Consider the following 19,767-nt stretch of genomic DNA (forward strand, 5'->3'; position numbering starts at 1 on the left):
CGCATGTTCAATCACTCTGCCACCCGCCACGTCCTCTTTGCATTGGGGCTGGCGCTCAGTCAACCCGTACTCTGTGCAGTTTCACCCGAGCTGGCTGCACAGCTTGATCTACAGCTGACCCCCATGGGGGCCGAACGCGCCGGGAATGCCGACGGAAGCATTCCCTCCTGGGACGGAGGTTTCAAGACATCGAGCATGGACCGAACGCTGGCTGACCCCTATAGCACCGAACAGATGCTGCAACGCATCGACTCCAGCAATATGGCGCCGTTCGCCAAATGGCTGAGCCCCGGCACCCAAGCGATGCTCCACCAGTATCCGCAGAGCTTTTACCTGCAGCTGTATCCCACACACCGTAGCGCGGCCTACCCCGAGTCCATCCTGCAGCAGAGCCGTCAGAATGCTACCCAGATCAGCCTCAATGCCAGTGGTAGTGGCCTGGAGGGCGGCTACGCCAGTGGCGTGCCATTTCCGATTCCGCAGCGGGCCGAAGAGGTCATCTGGAACCATGTCACCCGCTACCGCGGCGGCGCTGTCATGCGCGAGACGCATCGTATGCCAGTGCAAACTGACGGCAGTTATCAGGCCAGTCTCATCCGCCAGACCCAGGTCTTTGCCACCCATGTCAAAGACAACACCCCGGACAGCAATATCCTCTTCTACTTCATCGGCCAGACCCTGGCTCCTGCCCGCCTGGCCGGCAATATCGCCCTGATTCACGAGCCCCTTGATCAGTTACGTACGCCCCGTCAGGCCTGGTCCTACAACGCCGGACAGCGGCGTGTGCGCCGCGCTCCGACACTGGCCTACGACTCCCCACAGAACAGCGCGGAAGGCCTGGCAACTTCAGACAACATGGATATGTACAACGGTGCGTTCGACCGCTACAACTGGACCCTCAAAGGCAAACGGGAGCTGTTGATTCCCTACAACAATTACCACCTGCACGACAAAGGCCTGAAATACGCTCAGATCATCCAGCCCGCCCACATCAACAGCGGCTATATACGTTACGAGCGGCATCGGGTCTGGGAGATTGAAGGTGAGCTCAAACCTGGCCAGCGCCACATCTATCAGAAGCGCACCTTCTTCATCGATGAAGACACCTGGCAAATTGCCCTGGCGGATCACTATGATGCTCGCGGAGAGCTCTGGAGAGTATCGACCGCCTACCAGATGAACTTCTACAACGACCTGGTGCCATGGATGACCGCTGAGGCCACACATGACCTGCAGTCGCGCCGCTACCTGCTGAGCGGTCTGAGCAACGAAGTCAAGCGCGAAGCCAGCTTCGGCCATGAGGCTCTGCGCCAAGACTTCAAGCCAGATGCCTTGCGCCGCTTGGGTGGGAAGAACTGAAGGATCGGTCTTCGGCGAGTCAGCCATTCGGCGTCGGACGACGATCTGCTGCAGGTTGACCGCCTTGCCATGCCCTTCCCTAACGGGCCAACCAAGCATCTTGGCGCTGGCGCACGGTGGCATCATGGGCCAGAAGCACCTCGATGAAGCATTGCGCAGCCAGTGATAGGCGCCTGCCGCGCAGACGAGCAATCCCGAAACGCCCACGCAGGCCAGGGTCAAGGCTGCGTAAAGCCTGCAAGTCGCCGCGCCGCAGTTCGTCTTCCACCATAAACCAAGGCAATATCGCCAGCGCCTCACAGCCCTGCAGGAGCTGCTTGAGAATGGCCGAGCTATCGCAGGTGATGGCCAGCTTCCACTGCTCACGCCAGGTGTTCTGCAAGGCTCTAGGTAGGCGCTTGAGCAGCTGCTCGCGAATATCCTCGGGAAGGTTGGGTCCGGCCAGTGGATACTTCAACAGCATCTCCAGACTAGGCTCGGGGTGCTCAAGCAAGGGATGACCGGCGCGGCACATTGGCAGCGTGTGGTGCTCACCAAGGGCTTGTATCGTATAGCTGGGGTCGTCTTCGATCTCGTGCAAGTCGGCCACCAGCAGATCTATTTCCCGGCGTTGCAAACGCGCGGGCAGTTCTTGCCAGGGTGCCAGCACCACCTCCAAATGCACGCCGGGGTGCGCGCGGTTCAAGATGGCCAGCACCGGGGCGACAAGCGCGGCGCCGGCAAACGGACCTACTCCCACACGCAACTCACCTTGCTCCAGGCCGCGCGCCAATTGCAGGTCACGCTGCAAGTCCTGGGCGTGCAGCAGCAGTTGCCGGGCATGCTGCAATAGCAGCTCGCCCATCGTAGTGGGGGTCACTTCGCGGTGGCTGCGATCAAACAACTGCTCGCCAACCTGCGCTTCCAGCGCTTGCAGGCTGCGGGTCAGCGCCGGTTGGGAGAGGTGCAGCGCCTCTGCGGCGCGGGCAAAGTTGCCATGTTCGGCCAGGGCCAAGGCATGACGCAGGTGACGGAGCTCTATATTCATGTCTTTCGCGCATCAAGGAGATGATTTGATTGCATTGGACGCATAATAGGGCGCACGCCATGCTCTGACCAGACACTCTCTGGAGAACGCCGATGAATCTGCCCTTTCGCTGGATGCTAACCAGCACCTTGTTGCTACTCAGTGCATGCAGCGACAGCCCTGCGCCCAGCCACAGCGCCGCCACGCCACGCACGCAAGCTGCCCAGGCCGAGGTGGCGCAGAGCTATGACCTGAGCCATGTCGAGGGCCTGGCCCAGGCACGCCGCGGCCTGATTGCCACGCCTCAGGGCCAGGTGCGCGATGCCGAAGGCGAAGTGATCTGGGACTTCGATAGCTTTGCGTTTATCCAAGGCGAGGCCCCCACTACCGTCAACCCCAGCCTGTGGCGGCAAGCGCTGCTGAATAACCAGGTTGGGCTGTTCAAAGTCAGCGACAAAATCTATCAGCTACGCGGCTTCGACCTAGCCAACATGACGCTGATCGAAGGCGACAGCGGCTGGATTGTCATCGACCCGCTAACCAGCCGGGAAACCGCCGCCTTCGCCATGGACTTCGTTGCGCAACATCTGGGCCCGCGCCCGGTAAGCGCGATGATCTTCAGCCACAGCCATGTCGATCACTTTGGCGGCGCCCTCGGCGTGATCAGCGCCGAAGACGCCAAGGTTCGTCAGCTGCCGGTGATTGCCCCGGCTGGGTTTATGGAAGAGGCCACCAGCGAAAACCTGATGATGGGCATCGCCATGTCCCGCCGTGCCACCTTCATGTATGGCAAGCGTCTGCCGCGCAGCGCCGAGGGCCTGGTGGACAACGGCCTGGGCAAGGCGGTGGCCTTCGGGCACATGGGCATTCTGCCGCCCACCCAACTGATCGACGGCCGCGAACAGACGCTGGACGTGGATGGGGTGCGCTTCGTCTTCTACAACGTACCCGGGAGTGAAGCCCCGGCGGAAATGACCTTCAGCCTGCCGGAGCTGAACGCCTTTGGCGGCGCCGAGCTACTCTCGCAAACCCTGCACAACCTGTACACCCTACGCGGCGCCAAGGTGCGCGATGCCTTGCAGTGGGCCAACTACATCGACGCCAGCCGCGCGCAAGCCGCTGGCGCCGAGGTACTGTTCAACCAGCACCACTGGCCAGTGTGGGGGCAGGACAACATCCAGACCTTCCTCACCACCCAGCGTGATGTCTACCGCTACCTGCACGATCAAACTGTTCGCCTGATGAATGCCGGCCTCACCGCGCCGGAGATCGCCGAGCAACTGCACCTGCCGCCCAGCCTCGACCGCCATCTGAACGTGCACGGCTACTACGGAACCCTCAAGCACAACGTGCGCGGCATCTATCAGTTCTACCTGGGCTGGTTCGACGCCAACCCGGCCAACCTCGACCCACTGCCGCCGGTGGCCGCCGCCGCCAAGTACGTGGCCCTGGCCGGCGGCCGTGAGCCGCTGCTGGCAGCCGCCGAGCAGGCCTATGCCGAGGGCGATTACCGCTGGGCCGCGGAGCTGGGCAAACATCTGCTCTATGCCGATCCGGACGACCAGGGCGCCCGCGATCTGCAGGCACGCAGCTTCGAGCAACTGGGCTATCAGGCCGAGTCGGGGCCCTGGCGCAACTTCTACCTGAGTGGCGCCTATGAGCTGCGCCACGGCCTGCCGGAAGAGGGTTTCACCCCGGTGATGATGCTCGACATGCTCAAACACACCGCGCCCGAGCGGTTCCTGGACGTGATGGCCACCAAGCTCGATGGCACGGCGGCAGCCGACAGCGCGCTGCGTATCAACCTCAACTTCACCGACAGCGGCGCGCGCTATCACCTGTGGATCGAGAACGCCGTGCTGCATCACCGCCGCATGAATGAAGACGAAGTCGCCGAGGCCGACGCCAGCCTCAACCTGAGTAAGGACTTCTTCTTGCAGATGATCAGTGGGCAAGCCGGCGCCGCTGCCCTGCTCAGCTCCGATCAGGTGTCGATCGACGGCAACCCCCTGGCCCTTGGGCGCTTCTTCAGCCTACTGGATCAGCCAGACGGACGCTTCCCCATTGTCACGCGGTAGTATTTGGACTACGCCAACCAATTGCGCCGAGACAGAGTGGCGGGCTTGGCCGTACCCGCAAATAGGTCCAGCTATCGTAGAGTCCTCGATAGTTAGACTTAAGCCCCATGTTGCTGTGAGTGGGGCTGGCCGCTTTCGCTCTGACTGGCTGCACAGGTGTTTTGAATCATCTTGGATAGGATGCTTCGGGCCGGAAGTAGCACCTAGCTAACGGCTGCTTTTGGCCGATTCCGGTCTGTGAGAATGACTGCAATCGTCCAATGCAAACAAAGAACATCACGCGCTCGCAGGTTTCCCATAGCGAAAGGCTTACACACATTGGCTGCGATATCCTCTGTTGAGGCTTCGCCATTAAGCCTAACCTACATACATCAACTGAAGCGCAGGACGCGCTCAGGATCACGGATGATCGACCATCGCCTGGGAGGCTGCCGACAGGATGTCGGAATGGTCTTGAAGAGACCCGCTTCGGCGGGTTTTTTGTTGCATTATCAAAAGAGACCGGTTGATTCCGGTGCGTCTCGGACTTTAAAGTCTGGCCGATTTCTGCCGGTCGTGACAGACCGCAGTTGCCAACACGCTGCGGTGTGAGCAGGTGCAGCCGAGTGCAATCAGATGCCTATCTTGGATGATGAGTTAGCATCCCCAACGCGAGCCCCTTCAGTGCATGGCCGAATGCTGATGTTCGGGCTTCGGAAGGGGACTATGTGGCATGTTAAGGATGTGCCCAACGGGAAAGCCTGTGGCTGTGTTTGCCCTGAGTGTGCCGCACAGCTGGAAGCCAAGAACAATGGGAGAGTCCGGGCTGCCCACTTTAGCCATTCGTCGGGGGCTGATTGCGCTGGTGGCTACGAAACAGCCCTTCACCTGGCCGGCAAGGAAGCACTCCAGCGACTAAAGCGCGTGTGCCTTCCTGAGTACATCACCACGCTCCATGCCCAAGCTATCGACGGCAAGATTTTCAAGGAAACGATTCATCTCGAAACCACCACACCTATCAAGGCGGATCAAGCTTGGGAGGAGGTGTGGCTGGGTAGGTTTCGGCCCGATGTAGTGTTTGAGGTTAATGGCAAACAACTGCTAATTGAGATCAAGGTCACCCATGCGGTTGATGAAGTAAAACTGGCGAAAATCAAGGGAAAGGGCATTTCCGCCATTGAGATTGATCTGAGCGTCATTGAGCCAGAGGCGCTAAGGGATCAGGCCTCATTTGATAACTGCTTGGTTTCAGACCCCACTATTCGGACTTGGTTACATTCGCGCAAGATCGACAAGCTCGAGTCGGAGGCGAGGGCGAGGCTACGCGCACGGGTTGCAGTCCACACACCAGAGGCCCAGAAAATACGTGCGGCCGAACGCGCCTTGGAGCAGCGCAAGAAAGAGCCCCGCATCCAACGTAAAGTAGCTACGGAACAGTACAGGGCAGAGCAACCCACGAAAATCCAGGTTGCGCGCGTTACATTGGAACCCCACTTGGAGCAACTGATGCTCAGTCAAAATACGGAGAGGATGGCTACCCGTGAACATAAACTATCCGAGCGGATTTCAGTGCCCAGCTTGGGACGATACGAAGTGTGCGGGGTCGCTAACCTTTTCGTTCGGGTCAAAGGACACTGGGTATTCAATGCCACGTTCGCTCAATGGCAGTCCTACGTCCTCGATCACTTCTATCCAATAGACCGTGAGCCGCCCAAGTATGTGCTGCTGCAATTCGTCGGTGACGAGGTCGAGTCGAAGTTCGGAGTCGCCAGGTTCATCAAAGAGTTGAGGAACGCCATGCGTACAAAGTCCGGCAGACTGGCGCTGTACGCTGATGAGATTGCCGCCCTACCGCGGTCTACGGTAGTGATCTCTGCGTACCTGGATCACCTGTGCTCTCTCGGGTTGATCGTGAGACAGCGTACCCACTTCAAGACAAGCATCTTGCGAGTTGCCTATGAGCCGCGGGGTAGCACGCTTGAAGAAGCGCATGCGGCACACGTCAAAGCGACTGAAAATGCTTGTGTCGAGAAAGCCCGTAAGTCCGATGAGGCTTGCAGGTATCAGGACGAATACTTGGAGCGCCTGCGCAAGGGCCCACCCCCTCACATGGAGCCGCATGTCGCTGAACGTGTACTGGCGATCCTAGCATCAGAGCTCTGGGTTTTCGTTCACCAAGCGGGAAAGGGAAGACGATGCAACACCTGCCACATGGTTTCACCGGAGGCTGCCACCCTTTGCCCGTTCTGTCGGAAAAAGGGGAGTGGCCAGCAGGTTCGAGTCGACATTGAGCGTCTATGTGCAGGTCGCCATATTCTGCCTCTCTCGCCCGGTGTTGCTGGTTCGCTATATGCGGCCCCGATATTGGATTTGAGCGACCTGCAACTGTTTATGGACAGGCTAAAGGCCGAGTGCTGAAACGGCACTGCTTTGGTAGGCATTTTCAATGCATCTGCTTTTGACCGTTTCTGGGCATCCTAACAAGCTACTACCGGCCAAAAGCGGCCAATCCCGGTAGGACGCTGTCTTCAATCTAGCAATACATGGCATCACGAAAGAGAAGCTGGGGTATCAAGTCCAATCAGATGAGCTGCGGTTTGCTGTGCTTTCTCCAGATCGAGATACATCGTGGCGAACGACTCCATACGAAGCTCAGGAGGCAGCGCCCAGTCCCATTTCTCCCTGATCAAATTCTGAACATTGTGAAGGACGGTGCTCGCCTTAAGCTCTTTCAACGCAGCAACCTCTCGAAGCTTGCTTTCAAGCAACGCCACTCCCCCCTGCACTTCGATGACTAGCCCTGAGTTCTCAGTGGGCAAACCGACGTACTCCAGAAGAACGGCCAAGGCGTCGTTGGTCCAATCGCCCTGCCAGGTGAAAAGACAGGTTCTTCCTCCGCTCCCAATAAAGCTCTGGTGGCCCAACTCAAGATCAGCAAAGCTTTGCCGCGCCTCCGCCAATAAACTCTGTGCCACTGGATCGAGGTAGGGATAAGCCTTCTCTTCCTGCAGTACGGTTTTCATCTCCTGCCGAACATTGTCGTGAACTCGAGCAGCCAGACCGTCAAAAGCCGGGGGAGCTCCTCCTGGAGAGGGCCTGACGACAATCACCTTGCCTTCCGTATCAACGTTAATCACCTGCCAACGACGCCCGGCGAAGATGATGCGTTGTTCAGCACACAGTGGTCGCGAGACAGGCAGGGCCCCAAGGGGTCTGCCATCGCAAACAACTCGGAATTCTTCATTGCTTGTGAATGCACTGTAGAAGTCATAGTGGTTGATCAGCCGCTCGCCCAACTCACCTGGCAGCAGAAGCCCAGCCGATTCCTGAATAATCAGATCTCGTTCACCCAAAGCACGCAGGAGATTCAGAAAGCTGCCCTGCTCGACAGCCAAGAAAGGGCCGTTGCGTACTAACGTTCCCCACAACTCAGCCGCAGTGGCACCACCTTGCTGCGCAATCATCGAGAGGCATTGTTGCACCAAGGTCGACAAATGCAGCCCCTGCGCTCTTGGCGGTTCAAACCATCCCCTCATCAGTAGCCGGATCATCGCGATGCTTTGTACCAATCCTTGGCGCAAGCGATCCGATATTGGGGAGTCATCCGTCAATCGGCGCTCCTTGCAGTATCCGCGGAGAATGGCTGCCTCTCCTGGGCGACGTCCAGAACGGCCAAGACGCTGGCGCAAACTGGCAACTGAAGGCGGCGGCCCTATCTGTGCAACCGTTTTGATGCTGCCAATGTCGATGCCCAGTTCCAGCGTAGTGGTACAGATCGCAGTCGCCGGCCGGTCCCCCGCTTTAAGGGCCCGCTCGGTATCCTCCCTAATATCTTTCGACAGGCTGCCATGATGTGGCCAGAACTCATTAGGTACACCGTCTTGCTCGCAGCGACGCCGCAGCTGATCGGCAAACCATTCGACCTGAGTCCTGCTGTTAGGGAACACCAAGTTGTTGCTTCCACGCAGCACCTGGAAGAGGTGCTCGGAAATTGCGTGATCGGAGGCTGAGTTGTCTTCTAGGCTCTCCTTATCTTCGGGCTGCTGGGGTGTGTCTTTCTCTGGCTCCTGAAAGCCTCTGATCTGAACTTTCAGAATTTGCCCCGAACCTTTCGATTCGATCACCGTCACCTTGCTCGGGGAAGCTGGGCGCAAGAAGGTAGCAGCCAGCATCATGTCGCCCAGTGTCGCTGACAAACCTACTCGCGGGAGAGGACGTCCGATCACCTGCTCGACCCGATGCATCAAAGACTGCAGTTGCTTGCCTCGCTCACTGCCGATAAAGGCATGCAGCTCATCAATCACGAGGTAGCGCAGGTTCGCGAAAATCCCAGGCAGACTCGTCCCCCGGTTCACGAACAGCGCTTCAAGAGACTCTGGGGTGATCAACAGCACGCCTTCAGGGGATTTTAGAAAGCGATGCTTGCGGCTCGACGAGATATCGCCGTGCCAGGCAACGACGGGAATCTCGAGTTCGTCGCATAGCTTGCTCAATCGCTCCCACTGGTCATTGATCAGTGCCTTGAGCGGACTGATGTAAAGCACTGACCCTGGCGGCTCCTGCTGCTTCAGCAGGTTCGTCAGAATGGGCAGGAACGCGGCCTCGGTTTTCCCCGCCGCCGTCGCCGCGGCGACGATGACGTCCTGATCAGCATTGAGCAGCGCGGGGATGGCCCGCTCTTGGGCATCTCGTAGAGAGGTCCAGCCTTCCATCCAAATCCAGCGCTGAATCCGGGAGTCAAGAAGGCTGAAGCCCTCCGACTCAGAGCTGGAAGGTTGCGAGCTCATCGTCGGCATCTACTTGAGTGTCGGTTTCACCACCTCTATCCGGGCTCAGCTCCACAGCCCCCAACAAATGTCTCCAGTCCGCGCCCGGGTTCTGCTCCAGCACGGCCAGCAAGTTGATGAATGCCGTGATCGTGGTGCGGGGTGTACGGAAATAGGCATCCCCCAACCGTTGGTTGCAATGCGCCATGAACAAAGGCAGCGCCTCGTCAGGAAGGAGGTAGCGTGCGCTGTCGCCCGAGGCGTAGACATGGCGCAGCTTCTGAAGAAGCACATAGAAATCCTCGGGTGTCAGGCTCGCTAGGCGGATGACTGGCCCTGACAGATCCACCAACCCAGACTTGGCGAAACTGTTTTCCGCCAGACGTGACTGCAAAGCCGGATAGCTGTACAAGCCGCGGCGGGTATCCATCAGGAATTCGGGGGTGCCTCCGAGCACAAATCCAAGGCCTTCGGCAGAACCCTGCAAAGAGTCGTTAAGGATGCGCAGGATCTGTTCGTAGTTGGCGTTACGTGCCTGGGTATTGGCTAGTTTGTAGAGATTGACCAGCTCATCCAGGCAAACCATCAACCCCTCAAAGCCCGCCAAGCGGACAAACCGAGCCAGGAGCTTGAGCTGATCATAGACGGAAGCATCGTCGATGATTGTGCGTACACCCAAGGCAGAGCGCGCGTCGGTTCTTGTGGTGAACTCACCTCTCAGCCAGCGGATGGCATCGGCCTTGAGCTGTTCGTTGCCCTCCTCGAAGCCCTTGCAATAGGCCGCAATCACATCAGCGAAATCATAGCCGTTGACCATCTCGGTCAATTGGCCCAATTGCTCGCGTATCACAGCCTCGCTGTCCTTACCGGACGCCTTGGCCTCGCTCTTGGCTTGGGATATGAACCTTTCGACAATGCCCTGCAAGGCTCCGCCATCAGGCTTGGTACGCGTTGACATGTTTTTCGCCAGCTCAGCATAAAGCGAGCGAGCCTGGCCACCAGAGGCATGGAGCCGGCGATCGGGATTCAGATCCGCATGCATGGTCACGAGCTTGCGCTCCATCGCAATGGAACGCACAAGATTCAGGAAAAAGGTTTTTCCCGCGCCGTACTCACCAATTACGACTCGAAACGCTGAACCGCTCTCGGTCAAGCGCTCGACATCACGAATGAGCGCTTCCAGCTCACCAACCCTACCCACCTGGATCAGGTGTTGACCTGCCCGCGGAACGACTCCCGCACGAAGGGACTGAATAACCGCATCGCGATCTTTAGCTCTGATGCTGCTCATAACGGTAATTTTCCCATGATGTCAGGATTGATCTCGAGGGGATCTTCACCTTCGGTAATAGGCATATCGAAATGCTCGAAGGCCATGTCGTTAATGTGCTCAAGCGCGCCATCGAGCATGAGATCCATATCGCTGGCCACCGCCTCCAACTCCTCTCGTGACCATTCCATCCGAGAGACAAGCAAGCGAAGGAAGGCCGAGTGATCAGCATCCAGCCCACAGATGCTGCTGGCGTCATCCGAAGCGCCACTATTATCGGGCTCCTCAGGCTCGACGATTCGCTCATCCACGAAAACTTGGGCCAGCAACGCCGACACCTGCTCGGTTTCACGTTGTAGTTGGGCAATCCGCTCATGATCCAGCGTGAAGCCAGTCATCGACGCTGACGATGCGGAGGACGGTGATATCGACGCAACTGCAGGAGCAGTGCTCGTCGGCGCGCCACTAGCTGCCACATGGAGGTCGCCGTATAGGAGCTGAGAGTCCAGTTGAAGAACCTTGTAGACACGCTCAAGCAACTTCACTTCCGCAGGGCTCACCTCCCCATCCGCTTGAGCTAGGTGGGCAAGGAACGCCGCCACAGTTCGCTTCGCCGAGCTGGTCAGCGGTTCCAGCTTTTTCTTCAGGCTTTGCAAGGTCGGCGGCTGGTTGAGTTTTAGACGGAGGTGGGCCTTCAGGCGCTTGCGATGCGCCCCACTCAAGTGGCTCCAAGAATCGACGTGACGGGACAGCAGCATGATCTCTTCTGGAGATGTGTCGCCATCCGCCGCCGCAACGGCACAGGCTAGATCCAAGGTGACCGAGGCGGCATTGTAAGCGGGAGATGCTCTTAGATCCCCGTCTTCGATCTGGGTGGCAAACAGCGCCACGGTATCTTCCGCCTTAGGTGTTTTGCTGCCGGCTAATACATCTGGCTCAATGCCGATATGCAATGACTCCAACGCCCGCGCCAGTGCGATCACCTTGTCCCGCGAAAGGGCTCCGGCACTTTTCAGTCGCCCCGCCAATTCGCCGAAACTCATGACCACCATGCCGTCACCTAGGCGCTGCTTCAGCGCATCCAACTCAGCACGCGAAGCCGCCGGCCACAGCATGATGGGAAGCTGCAGCAAGCCTTCCAAGGCATCGGGGGCATCCGGATTACGACCGAGATATCGGCTGTAGGCCTCCAGCTCCGCCGTGCATTCATCGACTATCTGCTGCAGTTTTTTTCGGGGTACTGAAGTCGCTGTTACGTCGGGGATATCACCCACCCCCTCGAGCGCTTGAACCGGCAAGGCAGCCGACGCGGTGTTGTACTGCAACTTCAACCTGGTCTTATTCTGCGGCAGAATCAAGCCGTCGCCATGAAGCTGCTCATACTTGATCTTGAACAACACGGCGAAGGCGTCATGGCAACGGCTCACTGGCGTTCGCTTGCCAATATTCTGATCCGCCAGCGCCCAGGACAAGGCCCATTCGGCGGGCACACGCTGCTTGTCGGTAGCTAGTTGCCCCAGGCCAATACGCAATTCCATGGGCATTTCATAACCGTAGGCCTGGTTTTCCGGAGGCGGTGCCAAATAACGTCTCGGCGGGGTCTCACCCATGCGCAGAAACGCGAGAAACCGACCGGCGTAGTTGCTGAATGAACTGCTCCCCCCATAGATGGCGAGAAGGCGCTCGACTTCCAACGCGATGCCAGCGATTTCGGAAGCGACATTAGGATCGCTCTTCGCATCAACGAATACACGCCGCTCAAGGCCGTAGAAGAACAGGAATACATAGCCGATATTGGCATGAGGTGCTTTCCGTCCACTGGACAGCCATTGCAAGTAGGCGCGCCGCGCCTCGGGTGAAATCGAGTCGTAACTGGCCCAGTAGCCAGTCAGCCTCTCGGCGATGTCGATAACACCACGCGAAACCTTGAGTTTGGGGTTGATCAAAGACGGCTCGGGTGCAGCATAACGATCAACTCGCCCTGTACCGACATAGATCATGCCGCCAGGAATCTTTTCTCCGGCTACCTCTACGAATTCACCGGCCGGAATCCATCGGACATTTTCATCCATCAGTGTCACCGGCGCACTCGGCAGGCGATATGAGGATGGTGTCGAGACCTCGAGGGTGACCGTGAAAAATTCTGAGTCCGCTCGCCGCCTGACTTTCTCCTCCACAGCAGGTGCCAGTTCCCGAGTGTTGCCTGTATGGGCCTGATCTTGGATTTCGACCTCGTCCAGAGAGAACACTAGGACCCGATTCGGATCAGCCTCTACCGCTCTAGGCCGATTTGTCGAAGATGGAGGGCGGTGCTGTTGATGTGTCACCGCGGGCGGGGTTCTGGACGAGTTGCTGTAGGCCTTTACAATCAGCCATATACCGAAGCTGATCACCCCGACTCCAGCAAGAGCAATCCAGGCTTCTTTGGGGATGGAGGCAATCGCTCCCAAGAACAAAACTCCAAGGATAGCTACCCCGGAAATTTCAGATTTGTTTCTTCGCTTCCGTGCCATCAGATCTGACTGCCCCTCTAAGTCCATACTGGCTTATTGTCAGTATCTGCAATTTGAGCTGATCAGCCAATCTCTTTGATCCTCGGGATATGGCCTCGTGAATCACTTTTGCCTGCGATTTCAGTTCGCGTTCTGGTACCAAGTCGTTTGGAGCCCTCAATGTGAGTCATTTTTGAGGCGCTCAGCAAGCACTGGACTACCCCCGATCCGGTAGCGGCCTATGCTTGGACTACCCCCGCCCCGGTAGACATCCCCGGCCTATGCTTTGAGCATAGGAGAAAGTCTATGAGCACCCAACGATTCACCCCAGAAGTCAAGGCTGAAGCCGTCAGGTAAGTGACCGAGCGAGGCCTGCCCGTTGCCGATATAGCCGCTCCTCTGGGCATGTCGGCACATAGCCCTCAGCCAGTCGACTGCATGCGGTGCTGGGCCTCAGCCTCAATGACAGTGAACACTCCCGGCCTTGTTATCCATATGACAACACTGCCCTGGCGGTGAGCTTTTGCGGCATCCACCTCCGTGCTCGACAATCTCCGTTCCGTTTCGTGACATACCATGGCTAGAGGAACTGACCGCCAGAGAAGGGAGGTTGATGGCAAACAGTAGAGCAAAACCAATAGCCAAACGCTTCATGGGCGACCTCATAATGCCATCATTGCTGATAAGCCAAGAGAGCACGGAATCGCACCATGATCCATCGAAATAGTCACTTCGAGTGACCGACGGTGTCTGAGAAAAATCCGTCAGAAGTCTTTGCCATGCATATCGCCAACATAGGGAAGCATCACGATGAATATCAGGGAACGTCTTTTTCTTGAGGTCGATGCAACTGCCAGAAGCCATGGCTTATCAGGTTTCAACCGCTTCATCTGCATACTGATTATCGGCGCGGTGCTGCTGGCAGTATTGGAAACCGAGCAGCCTATAGCCGAAACCTACCATCAGATGTTCAGTGCAGTAGAGTGGTTGCTGTTTGGGGTTTTTCTGATCGAGTATTGCTTGAGGGTCTACATCGCTCCGATGAATCCCCTGTTCTCGGGCAAATATGGCCGGCTCAAATACATTTTCAGCGTCTGGTCGATCATTGATCTCATTGCTCTACTACCTTTGCTGCTGACTGTATTCGACGGCACCGCCTTCTACTTGCGCCTGGCCAGACTGGTGCGAATTCTCAGGGTGTCGAAGCTTGGGCGCTTCACAAAAGCCTGGACGCTTCTGTGGCAAGCCATCGCCAAGCGCCGTTACGAGTTGATGCTGAGTGGCATGGCCGCATTGATGCTGCTTCTGGTCTCCAGCACCTTCCTCTACGTGCTTGAAGCTGCTGAGCAACCGGAAGCGTTTGGCAGCATCCCGAGAGCCTTGTGGTGGAGTGTCGCCACGCTGACAACGGTTGGCTACGGAGACGTCACTCCAATAAGCGCTGCCGGCCGCTTTTTCGCCGGTATTACTGCGGTTGCTGGTATTGGGTTGGTCGCCATGCCAACCGGCATATTAGCGGCGGCTTTCAGTGACGCGTTTCAGAACCAGGAAAGCAAGGAGGCTTGAAATGGCATTTTGATTTCAGCGCCGGATCAAGACCGCACCCGGACTGCGTTTGAACATCGGACAAAAAGGGGGACTTTATTTATAGAGCAGGCCGGCGGCCTCGGGCCGTTTTCTACCCGTCCAAACAGGCAGCAATGGATCTGTTCCGGCCGTTCACGACAGGCCGCTACCGGCCCAGGCTGTGTGAAAACGCTTTAAGGCGAGTTTGACAGTCAGAATCGCAACGAAAAACGCGTCCGTATGCAAATTTCAGGGCTGCTGACCAACCACGCGCGGGCAGATTTTACGTAGCAACGCAGACCTCAAAAAGGAGCCAGCGTTTTTACACAGCCTGGGCCATAAGGGGACATTCATCGTCTCTGTGCTAGACAAGATGATTTACGTCAGCAGTGCGTCGTGTTTAGTTCTCCTAGTGGACTGTTTGGTTAGTTCAATAACTTATTCTTGATTGCGGTGAGCTTTGCGCGATTAACAGAGCTGATGATGGATTCAGCCGTTTTGTTCCAGCGAAATGGCTTGTCTGAATGCTCATTATGGGCCTCGATAAAACGGCGAATGGCCGCTTTCAGATCAGCCACGCTGCTGAACGCATCGCGATACAGCGCCCGCCTTTCCAATTGAGCAAACCACCCCTCTACGGCGTTCAGCCATGAGGCGCTGGTCGGCGTGAAGTGGAGCTTGAAGCGGGGATGCTTCTCCAGCCACGCCCTGACGGCGGCCGTCTTGTGAGTCGAGCTGTTGTCCAGAATCAAATGCAGATCCAGCTCGGCAGGCGTCGCGCGGTCGATCTGCCGAAGGAACTCAAGGAACTCTTTGGCCCTGTGTCGTTGGGTGATGCGACCAATGACCTGGCCCGTCAGGATGTCGAAAGCGGCATACAAACTGGCCGTACCGTGACGCTTGTAGTCATGCGTCCTGCGCTCGATCTGACCCGGCTTGAGAGGCAGCATGGGCTGGGTGCGATCCAGCGCTTGGATCTGGGTTTTCTCGTCAACTGACAGCACCAGTGCATTGCCAGGCGGGTTCAGGTACAGCCCAACCACATCGACCACTTTGTCAGCAAAGTGTGGGTCGTTGCTGATCTTGAAGGTTTTCAGCCGGTGAGGCTTGAGATCGGCGGCGGCCCATACCTGGGCGACTTGCCAGACGGTAACGCCCACGTATTTGGCCATCAGCCGCAAGCTCCAGTGAGTCGCCTCACGCGGTACACGCTGGGTCGTCAGGGTCAGGATTTCCTTAATCTTCGCCTCGTCGAGCTTGCGTGGATGTCCGCTGCGCGGGAGGTCGCTCAGCCCATCGAGGCCAGCTTCCTGATAACGCTTGCGCCATTTGAATACGACTGGCGCCGAAATTTCCAACCGATCGCTGACCTGCTTGGGCGTGAGGCCGCTAGCCAACAGCAACAGAATCCGGGCGCGTTGACCAAGGCTCTGAGGCAGAGATCCCATGCACAACCAGCTTTGCAGCGTCTCAACATCAGTGGGTTTTAAACAAAAAGAAGCCGCTGGTCGAGCCATGTTACTCACGCCGAAAAAGGAGGGGTGCACAGTATATTTGTTACTCCTTTATAGATAAACGAACTTTACGGACAGTCCACTAGTCTCGATTTCACAAAAGTCCGGACACCCTCTGTTCATGTTCTGGGTATTTTGCGTAGCAGTAGGCGAATTCTGGGCAAACTGGTTTCAACGTAATTAAGGGCAGGGATGTGCCACAGCTGCGTTGTTCTCAAGAATGACGCTAAGTCTGGATTCGAGTTTTTCCGGTGACAGCTCTATGCCAGTCTTGTTGACTCTTGAAAGATGGCAGGGCTGGTCGAGCAGCTCTTTCAGCTGCGCCAGATCGGTTGCAATCCGGGTGATCAGGGCTTCAGTGCTCGCTCTTGTGGTGCGGCTCCGTTTAAATTTCATTCTAAATCTAGTCGTTTAGCTGTTGACAAGTTTACTTTTTCAGTGCCCTTGTGATACCATTGTTATATCTCGTCTTGGCAACAAAAGTTGCTTCGACTCCAGAGCAATATGCTGCGTCATATGCGGCTCTTGGGGAGGCGGGTTGTTGATGCTGATCGTGCTGGCAATATTAATGTGGTACCTGCAAGCACTCATCGACACACCAAAAGCAACTCAACAACCTGGACAAGAAGGAGAAGGGCGTATGAAGAAAGTGGTTATTAAAACATTTGTAAATTTCATGGCAAATGCAACAACAGCCTTCTGCGTCAACAACCTGCCTACCTTGACCATTCGAGTATCTCGGTCTTAATCGAGAATACTCATCGCGATTCAACGTGTTGCTTGTCCAGCACACCAATTAAAAAGCCCAGCACTAGCTGGGTTTTTCTTTTCCGATGATCCATGCGATTGCAACGAAGAGAAGACTTTCAGCTGCGGCAAGGCTGATGGCTTCATCTCAACAGTCGAGCTTGGCCACAAGGCGCATCAGCCAGGCTGGGCTGGGCCGCTTGCTGCGGCGTGGCGGATTTCTTCGTCAGTGGCGGAGACTGGCGGGGTTCCGAGCTGCAGAGCCACGTTTGCCATGCAAACACAGAGACCGCCGGCGACCAGCAAGATGAGGAACAAGGCTCCAACTGGTCTGGGCCCGGCAAAGAACTACGTCACGAGCGTGCCAATGACCAGAAGGTAAGCCATGGCTGCATTGAAACGGCGAATGAAGATCTGGTGAGCGATCCAGGCATCCATGGCATATCCCTCGAACAGATTGGTTGTTACTGGCTGCGATAGCACTGCTTGAGATACTCGGCTGTTGCTGCAGGGCCGCCGTGGCGCTCCGTGAAAGCATCCGGCGACGCGGTCTAGTGGCAGTTGGTAAGACGGTACTGGCAGCGTATTTCTACCATGCCGTTGTCCTGGCGGGCAGTAATGAAATTCGCGCCATTCTCAAACTCAATTCGCATGGTGCGTCCTCGGCATCCGTAAAGACCTCATCGTTTCACGGAGTGCTGGTAACGCAATCCTATGAGAACTCAGCTCTTAGATTTCAGCCCAGGTAAGAGGGATGCCTAAGTACGGGCCGTTGTCCTCCTCTTCGTCATCATCTCGTTTTGGGCCATGGTCCTTGAGCTCATACCTGAAATTATTCGGATTGAGTTGGTTCGCGTGGTTATCCGCAGTAGCCTTGAAGGCCGGGTTGTTGGGGTTGAGCGTATTGCTGCGATCATCGTTGGCCGTATTTGAGCCCGGAATGGTCAGATGCTCATTGGGGTAGTGAGCCGCAGACGCAAGACCCGCGACCACGCGTTTTTGATACGGGTGAAAATCACGTGCTGGTTCGTAAATCATGAACAAGTAGTTCCAATGATCGTACTTATCTCCGATGTCGAGCCTGACATTGGCCTGGACGGCTGTTGCGAACGGATCCAGTTGGCATAGGCAAGGGTTACCAAGTGATGCATGTTCACACGGCAGACGAAAGAAGTAGGGGGTTACGCCTCCGAGGGCTTCACATAGCTCATTTACGCTATGGACCTGCTTTGAGGATCGATCCTTAAAACTGACCCATGTGAGCCTTTGACGGTGATGAGGTGGCAGAAGATTTCTGTAGTGTTCAGATTGCTTGTGAAGCTCTTTAAGCTGGTGCCAGTTTGAGTAGCCAGCTTTATGGGCGACAAGGTCTAGGGCCTGAGCGAGGCTGATGTCTGAACTTCTTACAAGGGATTTCGCTTCGCGATTGAGTTTCTCAACAGCGGTAGCAGTAATCAGGGGGAGGGTCATGCGTGTGCTCCAAAAGTTAGAGCGGATTTATCCAGTGCCCACTGCTGAATTCCGCAAACTCAAGGAATCAACGCATAAGGTGAAACTTCATCGTCCCGGCGAACCAGGTGAGCCATAGGTGGGCAGCACGCGTCGATGAACGCGTGTCACAGATACTACCGCTGATATTCATCGTGGCGCCAGCCTTTTGAGGCCTGGGAGGTCATTCCGCCGGTGGGCGCCGGAAAGGGCCTAGCTGGCTCCCGAGCCACTGTCTGTATCAGTCTTTGGGAATCGAGAAAGGGCCAGCCAGGTGCCGACACCCACTGCGAACAGGTCGGGCAGGGCGTATCGTGGGCTCCCAGTTGCTAGGGCAATGACGCCGCCAATAACCGCGCCAATGATTACCGCATTCCTGGATTTGCCTATAACGCCACCAAGAACGGGGGCAAGGCCATGGGCTGCTGCTACGAGTAAAACAAATGCGCTCAAGGTAGGTGCCCTCTGAATATCACTTTGAGTGGTGTTTTCGTCTTATCAGTCCGAAGCGGACAAGGATAGTCTAGGTAATTAAAAAGGCCGGCGCACATCTGTGGGCCAGTCTTGATTATCGTGGCGACGCCCCCTCGATTTGAGTAGCGCCAAGTTTTAGATTCCAACGCAAGCCGTCAATTTTAGGACGGATAAGATTTGTCCGCCTTTGGCCGATTGTTGCCCGTCACGACCGGCAGCGATCGGTCGGCCACTGCCGGTCGTAATAGGCAGTGATTTTTTGATGTGGCAAACACCGGCCCCTGTAAAAATCCCAAGAAACTGAGTTATTCAAGCTTCGAACTGAGAAACGGCTGATACCTATACTTAGCCTCAAGCCCGTCCTGAATCCGCCCCTGAAGCAGTACCTAACTTATGCTTGGGTAGTGCCAGAGACGGTGTATCGCGGCTCTCCGAACTTCTTCGCTTTGAGAAGCATCCCGTGAAAGCTCCTCCAGAAACTCCGCGCCTGCACAATTGCACGCGAACGCTCGTGGGGCATCGTCATCTGGCGAACTCTTCGCAGCTCATTAAAACATGCTGGTCACTATAGCTGGATCTGCTGTCTTCCGGCTTCCTGCACCCAGGAGGATGTAAACACTATTTTTGGTTTCAAAAAGACAATTACTCTTTTGATCGACCAAGAGCGTGCTCCTGACCCAATCACCTGGTGAAAAGCGACGTGCACTATCGGTAACTACAGTGTGGGCATAGAGAAGGACTGGCTGAAAACCTTGCTCTGTAACCAACGCTTTCTTGTCATCTGAAATATCGAGATCGACGAGAATCCACTGCCTTACTGAGCAGTATGGTTTTCCTTGGCACAGCTCCTGAGCAAGCACGATGCCAGCAGCCTCGTCGTCACAGGCGCTATGTATTGCTTCGCCTTCTTTTGATAGAAAATCACTGATCTTTTCAATGCTTATGTTTGCCATTTACGGCCTCCCCTGTAGCCACAATTACCGTTGCCTGCGATTTGATCCCCATGCTTACCTCCGATTATTTGCCTA

13 protein-coding genes are annotated in these 19,767 nt (G+C 56.4%); 5 read left to right on the top strand and 8 right to left on the bottom strand.

Annotated features, from left to right (window positions below):
* The first annotated feature begins 3 nt into the window (after positions 1 to 3).
* A complete protein-coding gene (locus L6D63_RS06210) occupies positions 4 to 1,359 on the top strand; it encodes a DUF1329 domain-containing protein (RefSeq protein ID WP_217325390.1) in 1,356 nt (451 codons plus the stop codon).
* A 79-nt stretch (positions 1,360 to 1,438) separates the two neighbouring features.
* Here L6D63_RS06210 and L6D63_RS06215 read toward each other — a convergent pair whose 3' ends face one another.
* On the bottom strand, positions 1,439 to 2,386 hold the full coding sequence (locus tag L6D63_RS06215; protein WP_131670716.1) for a LysR family transcriptional regulator: 948 nt from the start codon (positions 2,384 to 2,386) through the stop codon (positions 1,439 to 1,441).
* A 92-nt stretch (positions 2,387 to 2,478) separates the two neighbouring features.
* Between L6D63_RS06215 and L6D63_RS06220 the strand changes: the two genes are divergently transcribed.
* Both L6D63_RS06220 and L6D63_RS06225 read left to right on the top strand, forming a co-directional pair.
* Positions 2,479 to 4,443: an alkyl/aryl-sulfatase gene (locus L6D63_RS06220; RefSeq protein WP_131670715.1), complete on the top strand. Its 1,965-nt coding sequence runs from the start codon at positions 2,479 to 2,481 to the stop codon at positions 4,441 to 4,443.
* Between the two features lie 705 nt (positions 4,444 to 5,148).
* On the top strand, positions 5,149 to 6,840 hold the full coding sequence (locus L6D63_RS06225) for a hypothetical protein (RefSeq protein ID WP_131670714.1): 1,692 nt from the start codon (positions 5,149 to 5,151) through the stop codon (positions 6,838 to 6,840).
* 131 nt (positions 6,841 to 6,971) lie between these two features.
* Here the strand turns inward: L6D63_RS06225 and L6D63_RS06230 are convergent, their stop codons facing one another.
* From L6D63_RS06230 to L6D63_RS06240, 3 genes are read right to left on the bottom strand one after another with little or no spacing between them, the layout of a single operon-like run.
* Entirely contained in the window at positions 6,972 to 9,209 is a 2,238-nt protein-coding gene (locus L6D63_RS06230) for a DEAD/DEAH box helicase (RefSeq protein WP_131670713.1), read from the bottom strand.
* Positions 9,184 to 10,479: an ATP-binding protein gene (locus L6D63_RS06235; protein WP_131670712.1), complete on the bottom strand. Its 1,296-nt coding sequence runs from the start codon at positions 10,477 to 10,479 to the stop codon at positions 9,184 to 9,186. The genes L6D63_RS06230 and L6D63_RS06235 overlap by 26 nt, the downstream gene beginning before the upstream one ends.
* Positions 10,476 to 12,971, bottom strand: a complete 2,496-nt coding sequence (locus L6D63_RS06240; RefSeq protein ID WP_131670711.1) for a tellurite resistance TerB family protein — start codon at positions 12,969 to 12,971, stop codon at positions 10,476 to 10,478. Before L6D63_RS06240 ends, L6D63_RS06235 begins: the two co-directional genes overlap by 4 nt.
* A 789-nt stretch (positions 12,972 to 13,760) precedes the next feature.
* On the opposite strand from L6D63_RS06240, the gene L6D63_RS06245 reads away from it, so the two are divergent.
* Positions 13,761 to 14,516, top strand: coding sequence for an ion transporter (locus tag L6D63_RS06245; RefSeq protein ID WP_131670709.1), 756 nt, complete (start codon positions 13,761 to 13,763; stop codon positions 14,514 to 14,516).
* A 425-nt stretch (positions 14,517 to 14,941) separates the two neighbouring features.
* On the opposite strand, the gene L6D63_RS06250 is transcribed toward L6D63_RS06245, so the two are convergent.
* Both L6D63_RS06250 and L6D63_RS06255 read right to left on the bottom strand, forming a co-directional pair.
* Positions 14,942 to 16,033 carry an IS630 family transposase gene (locus L6D63_RS06250; protein ID WP_131670708.1) on the bottom strand — a complete coding sequence of 364 codons (1,092 nt, stop codon included), beginning with the start codon at positions 16,031 to 16,033 and terminating at the stop codon, positions 14,942 to 14,944.
* Between the two features lie 177 nt (positions 16,034 to 16,210).
* On the bottom strand, positions 16,211 to 16,426 hold the full coding sequence (locus L6D63_RS06255) for a hypothetical protein (protein ID WP_131670707.1): 216 nt from the start codon (positions 16,424 to 16,426) through the stop codon (positions 16,211 to 16,213).
* Positions 16,427 to 16,574: 148 nt separating this feature from the next.
* On the opposite strand from L6D63_RS06255, the gene L6D63_RS06260 reads away from it, so the two are divergent.
* Positions 16,575 to 16,778: a hypothetical protein gene (locus tag L6D63_RS06260; protein WP_131670706.1), complete on the top strand. Its 204-nt coding sequence runs from the start codon at positions 16,575 to 16,577 to the stop codon at positions 16,776 to 16,778.
* A gap of 728 nt (positions 16,779 to 17,506) precedes the next feature.
* Here L6D63_RS06260 and L6D63_RS06265 read toward each other — a convergent pair.
* Together L6D63_RS06265 and L6D63_RS06270 are read right to left on the bottom strand one after the other, a co-directional pair.
* The gene (locus L6D63_RS06265) at positions 17,507 to 18,247 is read right to left on the bottom strand and encodes a hypothetical protein (protein ID WP_217325388.1); all 741 of its coding nucleotides are present in this window, start codon (positions 18,245 to 18,247) and stop codon (positions 17,507 to 17,509) included.
* Positions 18,248 to 19,287: 1,040 nt separating this feature from the next.
* Entirely contained in the window at positions 19,288 to 19,692 is a 405-nt protein-coding gene (locus L6D63_RS06270; protein WP_131670704.1) for a DUF6957 family protein, read from the bottom strand.
* Positions 19,693 to 19,767: the final 75 nt, after the last annotated feature.

It is taken from the genome of Pseudomonas parakoreensis, assembly GCF_021602155.1.
Lineage (GTDB): Bacteria > Pseudomonadota > Gammaproteobacteria > Pseudomonadales > Pseudomonadaceae > Aquipseudomonas > Aquipseudomonas parakoreensis.